Below are 18,512 nucleotides of genomic sequence, written 5' to 3'. Positions count from 1 at the left end.
ACTCGACGCCAAGTCAATATTTCCTACTGGTTGTACATGAAATACCTCGCAAGGGACGTACGACCGGCCGGATCGCGCTCCCCGAAGGTCACGTACCGTCGAAGGATGAAACTGGAAAAGGAGATCTCCGGCGGCCGCTTCGAGAGGCAGCCGAACCGGTTCACGACGCGGATCGAGGAGGGCGGCGAGCACCCGCCCGAGCCGGGCCGCTACCAGATCTACGCCTCCTACGCCTGCCCCTGGGCGCACCGCTCGCTCATCGTCCGCGAACTGCTGGGCCTGCGGGAGGTGATCGGGGTGACGATCGTCGACCCGATCAGGGACGAGAAGGGCTGGCGGATCCCCGGGGGCGACCCGGTGACCGGGGTGGAGTATCTCTCCGAGCTCTATCTGGCGACCGACCCCGGCTACGAGGGCCGCTACACGGTGCCCTGCGTCTGGGACATCACCGCCGGGCGCATGGTCACCAACGACTACCCGCAGATCACCCTCACCCTGGAGACGGCCTTCGCGCCCTGGCACGCCGAGGGCGCACCCGACCTCTACCCGCGGGAGCTGCGCGAGGAGATCGACGCGCTCAACGAGGTGATCTTCCAGGGGCTCAACAACGGCGTCTACCGTGCCGGGTTCGCCCGCTCCCAGGAGGCGTACGACGAGGCGGTCACCGATGTGTTCGCCACGCTCGACCTGCTTGAGGAGCGGCTGTCCACCCGCCGCCGCCTGCACGGCGACGCGCTCACGGAAAGCGACGTGCGGCTCTACCCGACGCTCGCCAGGTTCGACGCCGTCTACAACTCGCACTTCAAGTGCTCGGTGCGACGGCTGAGCGACTATCCGGTCCTGTGGGCCTACGCCCGCGAGCTGTACGCCATCCCCGCGTTCCGCGACACGACCGACTTCGATCAGATCAAGCGGCACTACTTCGTGACCCAGACGAACGTCAACCCCAGCGGGATCGTGCCACGAGGGCCGGAGATCGACTGGACCGCTCCCTGAGGGAGGCCACGGTGGTGTGAAAGTTTCATCCGACAAATCGGTCATTCCCCCGGTCGGCGGGCGGGTCGGGAGGGGTGGCGGTTGACGATCGGCGAAACGCGCTGGAAACATCGGGCATCCAGGTTGTGGGAGCGCTCCCACTTGGATCTCTCCGACCGGGATCCTCGGACCCGCGCTCCCACAACCTGGAACCTCCCCCCGCCCAAAGGATCCTCCGTGCGCAGACCTCCCGCCTGGCTCGCCCTCGCCACGGCCGTAACCCTGGTGACCCTGACCCCCCTGCCCGCAGTGGCCGACGGCCCGGAACAGATCGTGAACGGCACCTTCGACAGCGGTACCGCCCCCTGGTGGAGCACCGGCAACACCACGCTGGAGGTCGAAGACGGCCGCCTGTGCGCCGACGTCCCCGGCAACACCGTCAACCCGTGGGACGTCATCGTCGGCCAGAACGACATCCCCCTGGTCAAGGACGAGACGTACGAGTTCTCCTTCTTCGGGATCGCGACGCCCGGCCGGGTGGTCAAGGCCCTCGTCCAGCTCCCGGTGGACCCCTACACGCAGTATCTGGCGGCCAACCCCGAGCTGAGCGTGTCCGGTAACGACTACCGCTACACCTTCACCTCGCCCGTGGACCTGCCGAACGGGCAGGTGGCGTTCCAAATCGGGGGCAGCGCCACCCCCTGGAGGTTCTGCGTGGACAACGTCTCACTGAAGGGCGGTGCCGAGCCCGAGGTCTACGAGCCGGACACCGGACCCCGCGTTCGGGTGAACATGGTCGGCTACCTGCCCTCAGGACCGAAGAACGCCACCCTCGTCACCGAGAAGACGGAGTCGACCGGCTGGAAGCTCAAGCGCGGCGGGGAGACCGTCGCCGAGGGTGACACCCTCCCGCGCGGTGTCGACGAGAGCTCGGGCCAGAACGTGCACTCGATCGACTTCGGCACGGTCACCACGCCCGGCACCGGCTACACCCTGGAGGCCGACGGCGAGACCAGCCGGCCCTTCGACATCGGCGCGGACGTCTACAGCGACCTCAGGACCGACGCGCTGAAGTTCTACTACACCCAGCGCAGCGGCATCCCGATCCTCGACGAGCTCCGCCCCGGCTACGGAAGGCCCGCCGGGCACATCGGGGTCGCCCCCAACCAGGGTGACATCGAGGTGCCCTGCCAGCCGGGCGTCTGCGACTACACGCTGAACGTCAAGGGCGGCTGGTACGACGCGGGCGACCACGGCAAGTACGTCGTCAACGGCGGCGTCTCCGTCCACCAGCTGATGTCCGCCTTCGAGCGCGCCAAGACCGACGGCGTCCACAAGGACGGCGACCTCGACATCCCCGAGAGCGGCAACGGGGTGCCCGACATCCTCGACGAGGCCCGCTGGGAGCAGGAGTTCCTGCTCAGCATGCAGGTCCCCGACGGGAAGCCGTACGCGGGAATGGCCCACCACAAGATCCACGACGCCGCGTGGACCGGCCTGCCCCTCATGCCCCACCTGGACCCCCAGCCGCGCGAGCTGCACCCGGTCTCCACAGCCGCCACCCTCAACCTGGCCGCCACCGCGGCCCAGGCTGCCCGTCTCTTCGCCCCCTACGACGCCGCGTTCGCCGCGCGCAACCTCGCCGCGGCGAAGAAGGCGTGGGCGGCGGCGAAGGCGAACCCCACCCGGTACGCGGACCCCGCCGACGGGGTGGGCGGCGGCGCCTACAACGACGACAACGTGACCGACGAGTTCTACTGGGCCGCCGCCGAGCTCTACCTCGCCACCGGCGAGAAGGAGTTCAAGGACTACGTGCTCGCCTCGCCGCACCACACCGGCGACATCTGGCGCGACCGGGGCTTCGACTGGGGCAACACCGCCCAGCTCGGCCGCATGCAGCTGGCGACCGTGCCCAACGCGCTCCCCGACCGGGCGCGGGTCCGCGAGTCGGTCCTGGAGGGCGCGGACAAGTATCTCGCCGTCCAGAAGGCCCACCCGTACGGCGTTCCCTACAACCCGGCGGAGTACGACTGGGGTTCCAGCCACCAGGTGATCAACAACATGGTCGTGATGGCCGTCGCCCACGACCTGAGCGGCGAGGCGAAGTACCACGAGGGGGTGCTTGAGGGGCTGGACTACATCTTCGGCCGCAACGCGCTCAACCAGTCGTACGTGACCGGCTACGGCGAGGTCGCCTCGAAGAACCAGCACAGCCGCTGGTACGCCCACCAGCTCGACCCGTCCCTGCCCAACCCGCCGCGCGGCACCCTGGCCGGAGGCCCGAACTCCTCCATCCAGGACCCGGTCGCCCAGGCCAAGCTGCAGGGCTGCAAGCCCCAGTTCTGCTACATCGACGACATCGAGTCGTGGTCCACCAACGAGCTGACGATCAACTGGAACTCGCCGCTCGCCTGGATCGCCTCCTACCTCGAGACCCCCGCCGCCGCCCCCGGTACGTGCAAGGTCACCTACACCAACCACGGCCAGTGGCCCGACGGGTTCAACACCCAGGTCACCCTCACCAACAACGGGACCGAGGCGATCGACGGCTGGACCCTCAGCTGGTCCTTCCTGGGCGGCCAGAGCGTACGGCAGCACTGGAGCACCGCGATCACCCAGGACGGCGCGACCGTGACCGCGAAGAACCTCGCCTGGAACAAGACCATCAAGCCCGGCGGATCGATCACCTTCGGCTTCCTCGGCGCCGACGCCCCCGGCCCCAACCCCCGACCGGACCGCTTCCTCCTCAACGGCGGCCTCTGCACGTGACCCGTGCGATGTGAGCCCATACGTCCACAATTAGAAGCCGAGCCCGTGACCTGCGCTTATCAATGTTGAGGTATCACGGATCATATGGTCGATGACATATAGCCCCACGGACCGTGGGGCTATATGTCATCGAGATCGAGCAGGACTGAGTCAGGCGTGGCTCACAACACGTGGGAGCGGACGGGCGCCGAGTTGAACGTCACCTTCACCCCCCACGCGGCCGCCTGACGCCACTTCAGGGTGGCGGGGGCGCCCTAAACTGGGGCCGTGATCGAGGACATCCGGGTGGATCCCGCCGTCAGCACGCTCAGGCCCGACTTCGGGGTGCTGGTGATGGGGGTGTACGGGCTGCGCAACGGGCCCACCGACGACAGGTCGCGGGCCTGGCTGGCGGAGGCGGCGGAGAAGGCCGTGGCGATCGACGACCCGAGGATCGAGTCGTGGCGGGAGGCCTACCGGGGGTTCGGGGCGAAGCCACAGCGGACCAGGCCGTCGGTGGACGCGCTGGTCAGGCGGATGCCGCCACCGGAGATCAACCGGGTGGTCGACGCCTACAACGCGATCAGCATCAGGCACGGCCTGCCGATCGGCGGGGAGGACCTCGCCCGCTACGAGGGAACGGCGAGGCTGGTGCGCGCGAGCGGCGACGAGCCGTTCGAGGTCGTCGAGAAGGGCGAGCCCGCGATCGACCATCCGGAGGCCGGCGAGGTCGTCTGGCGCGACGACAGGGGCGTCACCTGCCGCCGCTGGAACTGGCGGCAGTGCGTCCGCACCCGGATCACCGAGGAGACGACGGACGCGCTGTTCCTGCTGGAGCGGCTCGCGCCCCTGTCGGCGGAGGAGCTTCGCGCGGCCGGGGACGAGTTGGCCGGGCTTCTCGAAGATGTCACTGCGGGGATACGGGTGGAGTCCCGGCTGCTCTGGCCGAGCTGATCACGCCCGCCGTACCGGGCTGACCAGCGCCTGAGCGAGTAAACGGTTACCCGGTGACTGACCGTTTTAACCCGTACTGAGAGGATCGCCAAGGAAGCTGCCGTCAGACTGGCGCAGGTCCGAGCCAAGGCGAGTAGCCTTGGACAGGTTCTCTATCATCAACGCCGATCTGCGGAAGAGGGCGATTTCCGCCGTGTCGTCTGAGTCGTCGCGGACAAACCCGCTGGCAGCCTTTGGTCAGAACGAATGGCTTGTCGACGAGCTGTACCAGAAGTACCTCCAGGACCCCGAGTCGGTCGACCGGGCCTGGTGGAACTTCTTTGCCGACTACAGCCCTGATTCGGGGTCCGGCCGTGCCGCCGCGCCCCGTTCGGGGTCCGGCGATGCAGCCGCACCCCATTCGGGCGATGCCGCCGCATCCCAGGGGGCGGCCGCCGCCGCGTCCGCTCCACCGACACCCGCTGCGCCCTCGGCCCCTCCGGCCGCGGCTCGGGCCACCCCGGCCCCCGCGGCGACGACCCCGGCACCGGCGGCGGCCAAGCCCGCCCCGGTCGCCCAACCCAAGCAGGAGACGCAGTTGCCCGCCCCCGCCGGTGCCGAGGAAGTCCGACTGCGCGGCGCCGCCGCGAGGACCGCGGCCAACATGGAGGCCAGTCTCGTTGTCCCGACGGCGACCAGCGTGCGCGCGGTCCCGGCGAAGCTGCTCATCGACAACCGGATTGTGATCAACAACCACCTGTCCCGCGGTCGCGGCGGCAAGGTGTCGTTCACGCACATCATCGGCTACGCGGTGATCAAGGCCCTCAAGGTCCTGCCGGAGATGAACCACTCCTACTCCGAGGTCGACGGCAAGCCGGTGCTGGTCAAGCCCGAGCACGTCAACCTGGGCCTCGCCATCGACGTCGCCAAGAGCGACGGCACCCGCCAGCTCCTGGTGCCGTCGATCAAGGCGACCGAGGGGATGGACTTCCGCCAGTTCTGGGTCGCCTACGAAGAGGTCGTGCGCAAGGCGAGGGCGGGCAAGCTGGGGGTCGACGACTTCAGCGGCACGACGATCTCGCTGACCAACCCGGGCACCATCGGCACCGTGCACTCGGTGCCGCGCCTGATGCCGGGACAGGGCACGATCATCGGCGTCGGCGCGATGGAATACCCCGCCGAGTACCAGGGGGCCTCCCCCGACACGCTCTCCCGCCTCGCGGTGAGCAAGGTCATGACGATCACCAGCACGTACGACCACCGCATCATCCAGGGCGCCCAGTCGGGCGACTTCCTGCGGCAGGTCCACCGGCTGCTGCTCGGCGAGGACGGCTTCTACGACGAGATCTTCGAAGCCCTCCGGATCCCGTACGAGCCGATCCGCTGGGTCCAGGACATCTCGACCACCCACGACGACGACGTGGCGAAGTCGGCCCGGGTCATCGAGCTCATCCACGCCTTCCGGGTCCGCGGCCACCTCATGGCCGACACCGACCCGCTGGAGTACAAGCAGCGCAAGCACCCCGACCTCGACATCAAGTCGCACGGCCTGACCCTGTGGGACCTGGAGCGCGAGTTCGCCACCGGCGGCTTCGGCGGCCGGCCCCTGATGAAGCTGCGCGAGATCCTCGGCGTGCTGCGTGACTCCTACTGCCGCACCATCGGCGTCGAGTACATGCACATGCAGAACCCCGAGGAGCGGGCCTGGATCCAGGCCCGCGTCGAGCGCCCGCACGCCAAGCCCGACCGCACCGAGCAGCTGCGCGTCCTGGAACGGCTGAACACCGCCGAGGCGTTCGAGACGTTCCTGCAGACGAAGTTCGTCGGGCAGAAGCGCTTCTCGCTGGAGGGCGGCGAGTCACTGATCCCGCTGCTCGACTCGGTGCTGAGCTCCGCGGCCGAGGAGCGGCTCGACGAGGCCGTGATCGGCATGGCCCACCGCGGGCGCCTCAACGTGCTCGCCAACATCGTCGGCAAGTCGTACGGGCAGATCTTCGGCGAGTTCGAGGGCAACATCGACCCGCGCAGCGCCCACGGCTCCGGTGACGTGAAGTACCACCTGGGCGCCGGCGGCGACTTCGTCTCGCCCGACGGCTCCAAGCTCAAGACCTCGGTCGTGGCCAACCCCTCCCACCTGGAGACGGTCGACCCGGTCCTGGAGGGTGTGGTCCGCGCCAAGCAGGACCTCCTGGAGCGCGGCGAGGAGGGCTTCACCGTCCTGCCGGTGCTCGTCCACGGCGACGCGGCCTTCGCGGGCCAGGGTGTGGTGGCCGAGACGCTCAACCTGTCGCAGCTGCGGGGCTACCGCACCGGCGGCACCGTGCACATCGTGGTCAACAACCAGGTCGGCTTCACCACCAGCCCGGCCAGCTCGCGCTCCAGCGTGTACGCCACCGACGTGGCCCGGATGATCCAGGCCCCGATCTTCCACGTCAACGGCGACGACCCCGAGGCCGTGGTCAGGGTCGGCAGGCTCGCGTTCGAGTACCGCCAGACGTTCCGCAAGGACGTGGTGATCGACCTCATCTGCTACCGGCGTCGCGGCCACAACGAGTCCGACAACCCGGGCTTCACCCAGCCGCTGATGTACGACCTGATCGATGCCAAGCGCTCCACCCGCAAGCTCTACACCGAGGCGCTGATCGGCCGGGGCGACATCACGGTGGAGGAGGCCGAGGGCGCGCTCCGCGACTACCAGGCCAAGCTGGAGAACGCCTTCGCCGAGACCCGCGCGGCGGCCAAGGACCCGACGGGCGAGTTCTCCCGTCCGGTCGACATGGAGACCGTCCCCTGGTCGCACGAGGACGTCAAGACGGCCGTCTCCGAGGAGGTCGTCAAGCGGATCGTGGAGACCCAGCTCAACATGCCCGAGGGCTTCACCGTCCACCCGCGCCTGCTGCCGGTGCTGCAGCGTCGCGGGCAGATGGTCGCCGAGGACCGCATCGACTGGGGGATGGGCGAGACCCTCGCCTTCGGCTCGCTGCTGATCGACGGCCACCCGGTCCGCCTCGTCGGCCAGGACTCGCGGCGCGGCACGTTCACCCAGCGGCACGCCGTGCTGGTCGACCGTGTCACGGGCGAGGAGCACACCCCGCTCAAGACGTTCAACCAGGGCACCACGAAGTTCTACGTCTACGACTCCCTGCTGAGCGAGTACGCCGCGCTCGGCTTCGAGTACGGCTACAGCGTGGAGCGGCCCGAGGCGCTGGTCGCCTGGGAGGCGCAGTTCGGCGACTTCGTCAACGGCGCCCAGTCGATCATCGACGAGTACATCACCTCGGGTGAGCAGAAGTGGGGCCAGCGCTCCGGCGTCGTCCTGCTGCTGCCGCACGGCTACGAGGGGCAGGGCCCCGACCACTCCTCGGCCCGCATCGAGCGCTTCCTGCAGATGTGCGCCCAGGACAACATGACCGTGGCCCAGCCCACGCTCCCGGCCAACTACTTCCACCTGCTGCGCTGGCAGACGCTGTCGAACCGGCACCGTCCGCTGGTGGTGTTCACGCCCAAGTCGCTGCTGCGGCACAAGGCGGCGATCTCGGCGGTGAGCGACTTCACCTCGGGGTCGTTCCGGCCGGTGCTCGGCGACACCACGGCTCCCCCGGCCGACGTCCGCAAGGTCGTGCTGGTCTCCGGCAAGCTCTACTACGACCTCGCGGCGGCCCGCGACAAGCAGGGCCGCAACGACGTGGCGATCGTCCGCCTCGAGCGGCTCTACCCGTTCCCCGGCGACCCGCTGGAGGCCGAGCTGAGCCGCTACTCCGCCGACATCAAGCTGGTGTGGGCGCAGGACGAGCCGCTCAACATGGGTCCGTGGCCCTTCCTGGGACTGAAGATGGCCGAGAATCCGGGTGTCTTCGGCGGGCGTTCGATCAAGCGGGTCTCCCGCAAGGCCAACTCCTCCCCGGCGACCGGCTCGCACTCCACCCACGAGGTCGAGCTGCAGCAGATGCTCGGCGAGATCTTCGACTAGGCGACCGACGGGTCCCAGACAGGCATCACCACGGAAGTCCCCCGCAGGAGCCCTTGCGGGGGACTTCCCCGTTGTCGCGGGCGTCACCGCGAGGGTGAACCACGGCGTCATCAGCGTCACTGAAGGAGAACGTGATGTATTTCACCGATCGGGGCATCGAGGAGCTGGTCGCGCGCCGGGGTGAGGAGGAGGTCACCGTGGTGTGGCTCGCCGAACGCCTGCGCGAGTTCGTGGATCTGAACCCCGACTTCGAGACGCCGGTGGAACGGCTCGCCACCTGGCTGGCGCGGCTGGACGACGAGGACGACTGACAAAAACACGATATATCTTGACCTTCCGGTGGACGCGACATATCGTGTTCACCAGAAGGAGGTCACGCACATGCGGCAGTGGACGATCGAGAAACCAGAGCAGCTCACCTTCGACTCCGTGAGAAAACTCAACGTGCGGATCGTGGCGGGAAAGCTGGCGGTGCTGGCCAGCGACGGCCCTCCCACACTTGAGGTCACCGAGGTCGACAGCCCTCCGTTGCTCGTCACCCACGACGACGACGGCACGCTCACCGTCACCTACAAGGACCTCACCTGGGACGGTCTGCTGGGCTGGCTTCGCCCCGGGCGCCGCAGGGCCACGCTGGCACTGACCGTGCCGAAGAACTGCCCGGTCAACGTGGGCGTGGTCTCCGCGTCCGCGGTCGTCGCCGGGTTCGAGGACCGCACCTCGGTCAGAAGCGTCTCCGGCGAGATCGTGCTCGACGGGGTGAGCGGCGAGATCAACGCCGACACCGTCTCCGGTGCCGTGGAGAGCCGCGGGCTGGTCGGAGACCTCTCGTTCAAGAGCGTCTCCGGCGAGCTGACCGTCGCCCAGGGCACACCCCGGCGGCTGAGCGTCACCACCATCTCCGGCAAAATCACCGCCGATCTAGAGCTCCCGCCGACCGGCCACGTCACGATGAACAGCGTCTCCGGCGACATCGTGCTCCGGCTCCCGTACACGGTCGAGACCGATGTCAAGATCCGTTCCACCTCGGGCAGGCTCGACACCGGCTTCGCCGAACTCGACCACTCCGTCCAGCCCGGCGCGAAGACACTGGGCGGCCGGATCGGCGGCGGCATGGCCTCACTCACGGCCAACACCGTCTCCGCCGACGTCACCCTCCTGAAGGGATCACAGGCATGAGCCCGGTCTTCGGTCACGGAAGGCTCCGGCTCTACCTCCTGAAGCTGCTGGAGGAGAGCCCCCGTCACGGCTACGAGGTGATCCGGCTTCTCCAGGACCGCTTCCTCGGCGTCTACTCACCCTCCCCCGGCACGATCTACCCGCGCCTCGCCCGTCTGGAGGAGGAGGGCCTCGTCACCCACGAGGTCGTGGACGGCAAGAAGGTCTTCACCATCAGCGACCGGGGCCGTGCCGAGCTCAACGGGCGGCTCGACGAGCTCGCCGACCTGGAGCAGGAGATCTCCGACTCCGTCCGCGACATCGCCCGCGAGGTGAAGGAGGACGTACGCGACACGGTCAAGTCGCTGCGCGAGGAGCTCACCCAGATGGCGCGCGACGTACGCCAGGGCTCCGAGCAGGACTCGCGCAAGGTCTGGCGCGAGCAGAAGACGGAGTGGCAGCGCCAGAAGCAGGAGTGGCAGCGCCAGACCGACGCGTGGAAGGACGAGTGGAAGCGCGTCTGGGCCGACGGCTTCGCCGGCGAGGGGTCACGCGCGGGAGACGCCCGGCTCGGGCAGATGCTGGCCGATTTCGTCGAGGAGGTCCGCAGGGACGCGGCGTCCGCGCAGGTCAGCGAGGAAACCCTCGCGACCGCCCAGGACGCCCTGTACGACGCGGCCCGCCGCATCCGCGAAACGCTCCGATGACCTGCGGCGGTGCCCCGTACGGCACCCGCCGGTCGTGACGTGCGGCGCCCGACGGTCTCCATAAGATGGCGGCCCCGGAGCCGGTGAGCCCCCGGCCGCCGGACTCGCCGGCCCGTGGGCCCAGCCGGCCAGGGGACAGGCCGCGCCCAGGGTTCCCCGGGTCGCCCCACGGGGCCGGGCGACCCGTGCGGCCGCCCGGACGACCCACGGGATCGGCCGGGCTCATCCCGGCAGGGTGAAGACGACCTTTCCGAACAGCTCGCCCTCGTACATCGCCGCGAAGCCCTCGCGCGCCTCGGCCATCGGCAGGACGCGGTCGATCAGCGGGCGAGTGCCGGTCTGCTCCAGGAAGCGGGCCAGCCTGCCCAGCTGGTCGCGGGTGCCCATGGTGGAGCCGATCACGGAGAGCTGCAGGAAGAAAACACGGTTCAGGTCGGCCGGAGGGACCGCGCCGCTGGTCGCGCCGGAGACCACGATCCGGCCGCCGGGGCGCAGCGCCTTCAGTGAGTGCCCCCAGGTGGCCTGACCGACGGTCTCCATCACCGCGTCGACCCGCTCGGGCAGCCGGGCACCGCTCTCGAACGCCTGGTCGGCGCCCAGTTCCAGAGCCCGCGCCCGCTTGCTCTCCGAGCGGCTGGTCACCCAGACCCGGTATCCCCCGGCCCGGCCCAGCAGGATCAGCGCGGTGGCCACTCCGCCGCCCGCGCCCTGGACCAGCACGGTCGAGCCCGGCTCAAGGCCCGCCTTGTCGAACAGCATGCGGAAGGCGGTCAGCCAGGCCGTCGGCAGGCAGGCGGCCTCCTCGAAGCTGAGCCCGGCGGGCTTGGGCACGAGGTTGCGCCGGGGCACGGTGACCCGCTCGGCGAAGGTGCCGTCGTACTTCTCCGAGAGCAGGGAGCGCTTCGGGTCGAGTGTCTCGTCGGCCCCGCTGCCGATCACCGAGTGCACGATGACCTCGTTGCCGTCCTCGTCCAGCCCGGCGGCGTCGGCGCCGAGCACCATCGGGAGTTGCTCCTCGCGGAGCCCCACCCCCCGCAGACTGAACAGGTCGTGATGGTTGAGCGAGGCGGCTCTCACCGTGACGGTGGCCCACCCGTCGGGAACCTTGGGTTCCGGGCGCTCACCGAGCGTGAGACCGTCGAGAGGATTGTCGGGATCGATCCGCGTGGCGGTTACAGCGAACATGGCCGCACCCTACGCCGTCCGCGTTGGGTCCACCGCGAACGGGGTGTCCTACGCCGTCCGTCTGATGGTTATGCCGGCCATTGTCCGCTCGACGTGTCCCTGCTCCCCCGAGGCCGCGACGTACACGCCGTCCTGGCAGGTCTCGGCGGAGAAGCGACGCCGCCGCTCGATGACGGAGAGTTCGATCGACGCGACGTCGCAGCCGGGGATCGGAGCCAGCACCAGCAGCGTCTCCCTGGCCCCGCCGAACCACAGCTGCGGCCCCAGCGGCTCACCGCGAAGGGTCTCCCCTCGCCCGGCCAGCCGCAGCGGGGGCCTGGCGTCGAGCACGAGGTAGCCGCCCTTGGTCACCCTGCCGCGCAGGTTGCGCGCCCAGAGCATCCGCTGTTCGAAGGGCATGCCGTTCTTGAGATCGCGCAGCGCCACGAACCACGGGTCGAACGCGAACAGCAGCACCTCCCCCTCGGCCGCGCTCATGGGAGGCCAGAGCGTGACCCCCTTGACCAGCCGCCGGATCATCGGTCGTCCCTGGGAGACCCCCGACGGGCCTCCCGAGGGCACGTTCAGTTGCCGGTAAGGACCGGTGTCGCCGTCGAGCCGGCCCGACATCGCGGGCCGCACCCCCAGCTTGGCGAGTCCCACCTCCACCGGGTAGCTCACCTCCGCCGCCGAACCGTCGGGGAAGACCACGTCGATGATCTCCCTGCCGCCCTCCTGGCGAAACCGCGGGTGAAGCACGTTCGGGACCTGCTCCGCGACGACGCCCGCCCGCGTGGGCACCGACTGCGGCGGGGGCGGCGGAACCACGTCCGGCTCCCGGCCCGTCAGCAGGTTCCACGCCACGAGTGCGACCAGCGCCGCGCCGGCGATCCAGCGCCACGGACCCCCCTGGGACCTCGCCTCGATGATGTCGTGCTGCCCACCGGCCACGTCTTCGGCCGCCTCCTGCGGAAGGTACGGTTCTCGGCCCCATCTTCGGGGCCCGGCGGTCTCGGCACCCGTGTCAGTACCGTCACGAATCAGAGTCGATACCCACGGGGAAGGTGCCGCCGCACCGCCGGGTCACCCGGCCCGCCGCGTCCGGCGCCCCGACGTCTGTGTTCCGGTGCCCGATGCACGACCTCCGAGCCCGTGTTGCGGGGGCCGATACACGAGAGCGGGACTTCGACGTCCGAGCCTGTGCTCCGAGGTCCGATGCACGAGGGCCGGGGGCCGTGTTCCGGGGTCCGTGGTGCGACATCCGTGTCGCGGGACCCGTGTTCCAATATCGCTCTCGCGCCCGCGAGAACCCTGTACCGTCTCCCGGAAAATGACCATGAGAAGCCGTGACACAGCACCAAGAAGGTCACTTCGCTCCACGGCCGGAAGATACCGGAGTTACTTGAGAAGCTCTCGGTAATCGCTGTTACCGATGGTGCCGGCGATGTCCTAGCGACCACCACACAGCCATGGTGAGCTGCGGAAATGCCTATTCGTTAAGTTATAACAAATAGCTATTTAAATAACGAGACAGCATCGGATGGAACCGACCGAGACTTTTTCCCGTCAATTCCTGCCGAGTGCTCGATCCAGTCAGTAACGTTCCGATCGTTTTCCCGGCGAGGAGAAGTCCCGTCTCCCCGCTGAGAACGAAAGGAGCTTCATGAATTCCCGAGCACGGCGCCTCACGATCCCCCTCACCGGTGTTCTCATGATCGCCGGAGTGATCGGCGCCACCACCGGTGCCAACGCCGGTACGGCCCCCAAGGACGTGGTCAGTTCCGCCGCCTCCGAGACGGCAGGCGAGGCCACCGCCTTCTGGTCGCCCGAGCGCATGCGCAAGGCCACCGACGCCACCGGCGACGTCGACCTGAGCGTCAAGGGCGGCAGGTCCTCCAACGCCGCGGGCCCCGACGGCCCCGGCGGGTCGGTCCCGCCGATCGGCGCGGAGGGCGCCAAGTCCGCCAAGAGCAAGCAGGTGAACCTGCCCAACACCGTCGGGCGCATCTTCTTCACCCTGCCCGGCGCCAACCCTGCGGATCCGAAGAGCTGGAAGTACTGCTCAGGCAGTTCGGTCCAGGGCAAGTACCGCAACGTGGTCGCCACCTCCGCGCACTGCGTCTACGACGTGAAGACCAACCAGTTCTACGACAACTGGATCTTCATCCCGTCCTACTGGGACGGCAACCAGGCGTGGGACGGCAAGAACCCCTACGGCATCTACGCGGCCAAGTGGTTCAACGCGCACGACGACTTCGTGGTGAAGGAGGACTACGACTACGACTACGCCTTCGTCAACGTCCACTCCGGGTTCAAGGTGAACTGGGAAAAGGACAAGGACGGCAAGTGGCAGCCGATCATCAAGAACGTCGGCCGTCTCGGCGACAACGTCGGCGGGCAGGGCTTCGCCTGGAACCAGAAGGTGAAGAACTCCGTCTTCTCCTTCGGCTACCCGGCCGGCCTGCACCCCGACGGCGACAAGCCCTTCTCCGGCCGCACGATGAAGTGGTGCTACGGCACGACCGGCGCCATGCCGGCCGCGCCGAAGTACAACGTCCAGGAGCACGTCGGCTTCAAGTGCGCCTTCACCTCGGGCGCGAGCGGCGGCCCCTGGCTCTACAAGTACAAGAACTCCAGCCGGACCGGCTACCTGGTCGGCGTGAACAGCATCGCCTGGGACACCGACAAGAACGACCGGTACGACAAGATCTCCTCGCCGTATTTCAACGGCGACACCTACAAGGTCTACAAGACCGCGGCCAACCGCTGGACCAGCTGACTCGCGCGCTCCGGCCGGCTGTAAGGCCATTCGGCCGGCCGGAGTGAACGAGGAGGACCCGTCCCGTACGGGTGGCGGCCGACCACGAACCCGGTCTCCGGATCGCTTCGGGGAAGGCCGCCACTTCGCCCGGGAACGTTCTATGCACGCACCGACCTCCCAAGGTTGTCCGTGAAGGCGAAGAGGGGGCCGGTGGCGGCCCGCATCGAGCAGAGGCTGCCGTAGATGCGTTCGAACCGGATGAAGCGACCGTTCCATACCCCGGTGGCGGTCACCGTGACCGGGTCGTACTCCAACGTGCAGGCCACCCCCGGCCTCGGCCTGAGCTTGCCGGGATCGCCCAGCACGTCGGTGAGCAACGCGCACGCGTGGACCGCGTCGGGATGGGTGCCGCCGAGCCGATCGCACAGCAGCAGGGCGTGGCCCAGCGCGGGCAGAGGCTTCTCTCCCCGCGCGAGGCTCAGCACGAGCACCTTGCCGCTACGCGAGGGCATTTCCCCGGGAAACGGTCTCACCGGTGCGGGCATGATCTGGGCGGGCTCGCCCGGATGGAGCGGGAGCGGTCTCCTCACCTGCGGTCCTCGGTCATCGGGCCGCACCTGCGGCCCGGGAACGGGGTCGCGAGGGGGCGGTGTGGACGCTGCGGCCGTACCCGAGAAGTGGAGAAGACCGGCGAGAGCAAGGCAAAGAAGACGCCGCATGAGATCTCCCGAGGACGTGTGACGCGGATGCCGGCTCAGCCTGCCCTCTCCCGCACTCGTGAGACGGCCACCAGCCCCGGTGTTTCCCCAGTTCATACGGTCACATGACCCGCGGCGGGGGCCCCGATCAAGATGAAGTAGATCAGACGGTCCCTGCGGGTTCCCGGTTCCATAGATTTTGTAACAAAAATATAACGGTCCAACTGACTGCCCGTTTTATAGCTTTTTAACCCATCTTTACCGAGTACGGTCACCTCTTGTCTCTTTACGCATGCGTGGGTTGCCGTCCCGAGCGACGACCCATGACAAAGAAGGAGCTTCATTGAACTCCCGAGCCAAGCGCCTCATCCTCCCCGTGGGCGGTGCCCTCGCTGCCGCCACGATGATCGGCGCCACCCTCCCCGCCACCGCACAGGCGAGCACGGCCAACCCCGACATCAAGTCGTCGGCCCTCACCCCCTCCGGTAACGCGAAGGCCATCGCGGGCTACTGGACGGCATCGAAGCTCAAGTCCGCGGCGACCTACACCGCCGACTCCACCGTCTCCGCCAAGCTGACCAAGACGGGCGCCGCCAAGGCCGCCGCCGACGGCAAGCCCGGCGTCGTCGCCCCCACCGGTGAGGGCGGCAAGAGCGCCGGCAAGTCGCGGAACGTGAACCTCCCCATCACCGTCGGCAAGGTCTTCTTCGTCGACGACAAGGGCAAGGAGCGTTGGTGCTCCGGTAGCGCCGTGCAGTCGAAGTTCCGCAACCTGGTCGCCACCGCGGCCCACTGCGTCTACGACACCGACACGAACAAGCCGTACGGCAACTTCGTGTTCATCCCCGGCTACTACCAGGGCAAGGCTCCCTGGGGCATCTACGTCGGCGCCAAGGTCAACACCCACGACGACTTCACGGTCTACGAGGACTACGACTACGACTACGCCTTCGTCAACGTCTACAACGGCATCAAGCAGCAGCCCGAGAAGGAGGTCGACTACAAGACCTTCAAGGCGCACATGGACAAGGGCGGCGTCGGCCGTGAGTCCGCCACCACGGTCGACTTCGAGGCCTACGACAAGTGGACCCAGAAGGGCGGCCTGGGCAAGGTCGAGAACGTCTCCTCCGACGACGAGGTCGGCCCCCAGTACAAGGGTGCCCTCGCCGTCGCCACCGAGACGGACAAGTGGACCTGGGAGAAGGTCGCCGGCGAGGTCTACGGCCTGAAGAACGACAAGGTCACGCTCAAGGGCAGGGACCTGCCGCAGTCCGACTGGCCCAAGGCCGGCTCCAAGCTCGAGACCCGCGTCGACCACGTCACCAAGACCGAGTACGACGCCTACAAGGGTCTTGGCTACCGGAAGATCGATTCCAAGGGCAACTACACCATCACGTACTACTTCGTGGTGAAGTACATCAAGAAGACTGCGTCCGTGAAGTACGTGATCTACCGTCACTACATCTCGACGGTGGCCGACGCGGGCCGTCTCGGCGACAACGTCGGCGGCCAGGGCTTCAGCTGGAACCAGAAGCTGGGCAAGAAGGTCTTCACGTTCGGCTACCCGACCTCGGCCCACCTCGACGGCAACAAGCCGTACTCCGGTCACACCCAGAAGTGGTGCTACGGCACGACCACCGCCGCGCCCGTCGTGGCGGCCTACAAGGCCGAGGAGCACCAGGCGATCAAGTGCGCCTTCACCCCGGGCGCGAGCGGCGGACCCTTCCTGCTGCAGTACAAGAACGCCAAGCGGACCGGTTACCTCAACGGTGTCGTGAGCCTCACGATCGACAGTGACGGCAACAAGCGCTACGACCGCGTCACCACCCCGTACTTCAACGGTGAGACGTACGGCATCTACAAGCACGCCGCCAACCTCTGGACCGGGAAGCTTCCCGCCTAGGCACAGGCTTCGTGAACGAGAAGGGGCCCGGTGCACATCGGGCCCCTTTTTCCACCTTCACGGGGTGCTTATACACCGTCAGGCACACTGATCAGATAACAGAGTAAGAGCGGATCGGTCCAACGAACTGCCCAAAACCAAGTTGATCTGGAAAAATCACCCCTTACGTCCCTGGTAGTCACCAGAAACTCCTCGGTCCCCGGAAAGGATCCCCCCCATGTCCTCCCGCGCTCGGCGGCTCACGGCCACACTCGGCGGGCTGGTCGCCGCCTGTGTGACCGCGACGTTCGCGTTCGCCGGGAGCGCGGCGGCCGCCCCGCTGTACGGGGCTCCCAACGGGATCACCTCGATCACGCTGACCAAGAGCAGCGCCGACATGAAGCGGATCGCGGAGTACTGGAGCCCTGCCAGGCTCAAGCAGGCGATGGACAACGTGCCGGCCGCGCCCGGCAATCCTCCCTCCTCCGCCTCTCCCCCTTCCGCGTCCCCCTCCTCCAGCGGCCCCTCGGGGAGCGCCACGCCGGGAAGCGCCACCGCCGCCGCGGCATCCGGCGGCGGGGAGAGCAGCGCGGCCACCGGCGGGAAGAGCTCCACCACGTCCGGGAAGGCCGCGCCGGTCGTCAAGCCCACTCTCCCGAAGAAGCGGGTCCCGTCCTCCGGCGGCTCGCCGGTGACCGTGGGCAAGGTGTTCTTCCGGATCGGCGCCAAGGACTACTGGTGCTCCGCCTCCTCCGTGGCGGCGGCCAACCGTAATCTGGTCGCGACGGCCGGGCACTGCGCCTACGACGCCAAGACGGGCAGCCAGGCCGAATACTGGATCTTCATCCCCGGCTACGACAAGGGCAACACCCCGTACGGGATCTACGTCGGCCACTCGCTCAACCTGCACGAGGACTTCGTCGGCCAAGGTGACTACGACTACGACTACGCGTTCGTCACCGTGCACGACGGCTTCAAGTGGAAGGCCGGCAAGACGTCCGGCACCTACGAGATGGAGAGCGTCGGGAGCCTGGAGGACAACGTCGGCGGGCAGGGCATGGTGACCAACCGCGGCACCGGCCTGTCCACGGTCGCCTTCGGCTATCCCGCCGCCCCGCACCCCGACGGCTACCGGCCCTACGACGGTCAACGGCTGAAGTGGTGCGACGGACGCACCATCAAGGTGAAGGCCCCCACCCGCCTGGTCGAGCAGGGCATCGCCCTGACCTGTGGTTTCACCAACGGCGCGAGCGGCGGCCCCTGGCTGATCTCCTACCGCAACGGCCTCGGCTACCTCAACGGCGTCAACAGCTTCGCCTGGGACGTCAACACCGACCGCAGGTTCGACAGGATCTCCTCGCCGTACTTCATCGCGTCGACCTACGTCGTCTACCACTGGGCCGCGACCCAGCAGGCGCCCCGACCATAACGCCGCCTTAAGAGAGACTTAAGAGACCCTTATGCGGGGTTTGCTCCGCCGATCGCTGCATAGGTTGCTTGTCGTCCCGCAGTTCCC

The 18,512-nt window shown here is 68.1% G+C and carries 13 protein-coding genes; 10 read left to right on the top strand and 3 right to left on the bottom strand.

Going from position 1 to position 18,512, the window contains the following annotated elements; all coding sequences use genetic code 11:
* The first annotated feature begins 105 nt into the window (after positions 1-105).
* From ABZ664_RS37145 to ABZ664_RS37115, 7 genes are all read left to right on the top strand, one after another.
* Positions 106-996, top strand: coding sequence for a glutathione S-transferase C-terminal domain-containing protein (locus ABZ664_RS37145; RefSeq protein WP_362521461.1), 891 nt, complete (start codon positions 106-108; stop codon positions 994-996).
* 216 nt (positions 997-1,212) lie between these two features.
* Complete coding sequence (locus ABZ664_RS37140; RefSeq protein WP_362521458.1) at positions 1,213-3,744, top strand: glycoside hydrolase family 9 protein; 2,532 nt, start codon at positions 1,213-1,215, stop codon at positions 3,742-3,744.
* Positions 3,745-4,011: 267 nt separating this feature from the next.
* Positions 4,012-4,677, top strand: a complete 666-nt coding sequence (locus ABZ664_RS37135; protein ID WP_362521455.1) for a phenylalanine--tRNA ligase beta subunit-related protein — start codon at positions 4,012-4,014, stop codon at positions 4,675-4,677.
* 193 nt (positions 4,678-4,870) lie between these two features.
* A complete protein-coding gene (locus ABZ664_RS37130) occupies positions 4,871-8,626 on the top strand; it encodes a multifunctional oxoglutarate decarboxylase/oxoglutarate dehydrogenase thiamine pyrophosphate-binding subunit/dihydrolipoyllysine-residue succinyltransferase subunit (RefSeq protein ID WP_362521497.1) in 3,756 nt (1,251 codons plus the stop codon).
* Positions 8,627-8,760: 134 nt separating this feature from the next.
* Positions 8,761-8,937 carry a DUF6104 family protein gene (locus ABZ664_RS37125; RefSeq protein ID WP_329094229.1) on the top strand — a complete coding sequence of 59 codons (177 nt, stop codon included), beginning with the start codon at positions 8,761-8,763 and terminating at the stop codon, positions 8,935-8,937.
* A gap of 70 nt (positions 8,938-9,007) precedes the next feature.
* A complete protein-coding gene (locus tag ABZ664_RS37120) occupies positions 9,008-9,805 on the top strand; it encodes a DUF4097 family beta strand repeat-containing protein (RefSeq protein WP_362521450.1) in 798 nt (265 codons plus the stop codon).
* Complete coding sequence (locus ABZ664_RS37115; protein ID WP_362521446.1) at positions 9,802-10,491, top strand: helix-turn-helix transcriptional regulator; 690 nt, start codon at positions 9,802-9,804, stop codon at positions 10,489-10,491. Before ABZ664_RS37120 ends, ABZ664_RS37115 begins: the two co-directional genes overlap by 4 nt.
* Positions 10,492-10,713: 222 nt before the next feature.
* On the opposite strand, the gene ABZ664_RS37110 is transcribed toward ABZ664_RS37115, so the two are convergent.
* Both ABZ664_RS37110 and ABZ664_RS37105 read right to left on the bottom strand, forming a co-directional pair.
* Positions 10,714-11,676 carry a zinc-binding dehydrogenase gene (locus ABZ664_RS37110; RefSeq protein ID WP_362521443.1) on the bottom strand — a complete coding sequence of 321 codons (963 nt, stop codon included), beginning with the start codon at positions 11,674-11,676 and terminating at the stop codon, positions 10,714-10,716.
* Between the two features lie 48 nt (positions 11,677-11,724).
* On the bottom strand, positions 11,725-12,606 hold the full coding sequence (locus ABZ664_RS37105) for a hypothetical protein (protein WP_362521439.1): 882 nt from the start codon (positions 12,604-12,606) through the stop codon (positions 11,725-11,727).
* Between the two features lie 712 nt (positions 12,607-13,318).
* Here ABZ664_RS37105 and ABZ664_RS37100 point away from each other — a divergent pair.
* Positions 13,319-14,434 (top strand): serine protease, encoded by a 1,116-nt coding sequence (locus ABZ664_RS37100; RefSeq protein WP_362521436.1) that lies wholly within the window; start codon positions 13,319-13,321, stop codon positions 14,432-14,434.
* Between the two features lie 140 nt (positions 14,435-14,574).
* On the opposite strand, the gene ABZ664_RS37095 is transcribed toward ABZ664_RS37100, so the two are convergent.
* On the bottom strand, positions 14,575-14,928 hold the full coding sequence (locus tag ABZ664_RS37095; RefSeq protein ID WP_362521433.1) for an SSI family serine proteinase inhibitor: 354 nt from the start codon (positions 14,926-14,928) through the stop codon (positions 14,575-14,577).
* A gap of 529 nt (positions 14,929-15,457) precedes the next feature.
* On the opposite strand from ABZ664_RS37095, the gene ABZ664_RS37090 reads away from it, so the two are divergent.
* On the top strand, positions 15,458-17,017 hold the full coding sequence (locus tag ABZ664_RS37090; RefSeq protein ID WP_362521430.1) for a hypothetical protein: 1,560 nt from the start codon (positions 15,458-15,460) through the stop codon (positions 17,015-17,017).
* 217 nt (positions 17,018-17,234) lie between these two features.
* Positions 17,235-18,425 (top strand): hypothetical protein, encoded by a 1,191-nt coding sequence (locus ABZ664_RS37085; RefSeq protein WP_362521427.1) that lies wholly within the window; start codon positions 17,235-17,237, stop codon positions 18,423-18,425.
* The last annotated feature ends 87 nt before the right edge of the window (positions 18,426-18,512 follow it).

It is taken from the genome of Streptosporangium sp. NPDC006930, assembly GCF_040635605.1.
Classification (GTDB): domain Bacteria; phylum Actinomycetota; class Actinomycetes; order Streptosporangiales; family Streptosporangiaceae; genus Streptosporangium.
Note: the sequence above shows the minus strand (reverse complement) of the source record. Positions and strands in the feature narration are given on the sequence as shown.

Bases quoted from the DNA above. Each gene is read 5' to 3' on its own strand.
- ABZ664_RS37145 (WP_362521461.1), top strand. From the start codon at position 106: ATGAAACTGGAAAAGGAGATCTCCGGCGGCCGCTTCGAGAGGCAGCCG.
- ABZ664_RS37120 (WP_362521450.1), top strand. From the start codon at position 9,008: ATGCGGCAGTGGACGATCGAGAAACCAGAGCAGCTCACCTTCGACTCC.
- ABZ664_RS37125 (WP_329094229.1), top strand. From the start codon at position 8,761: ATGTATTTCACCGATCGGGGCATCGAGGAGCTGGTCGCGCGCCGGGGT.
- ABZ664_RS37100 (WP_362521436.1), top strand. From the start codon at position 13,319: ATGAATTCCCGAGCACGGCGCCTCACGATCCCCCTCACCGGTGTTCTC.
- ABZ664_RS37110 (WP_362521443.1), bottom strand. From the start codon at position 11,676: ATGTTCGCTGTAACCGCCACGCGGATCGATCCCGACAATCCTCTCGAC.
- ABZ664_RS37095 (WP_362521433.1), bottom strand. From the start codon at position 14,928: ATGCCCTCGCGTAGCGGCAAGGTGCTCGTGCTGAGCCTCGCGCGGGGA.
- ABZ664_RS37085 (WP_362521427.1), top strand. From the start codon at position 17,235: ATGTCCTCCCGCGCTCGGCGGCTCACGGCCACACTCGGCGGGCTGGTC.
- ABZ664_RS37115 (WP_362521446.1), top strand. From the start codon at position 9,802: ATGAGCCCGGTCTTCGGTCACGGAAGGCTCCGGCTCTACCTCCTGAAG.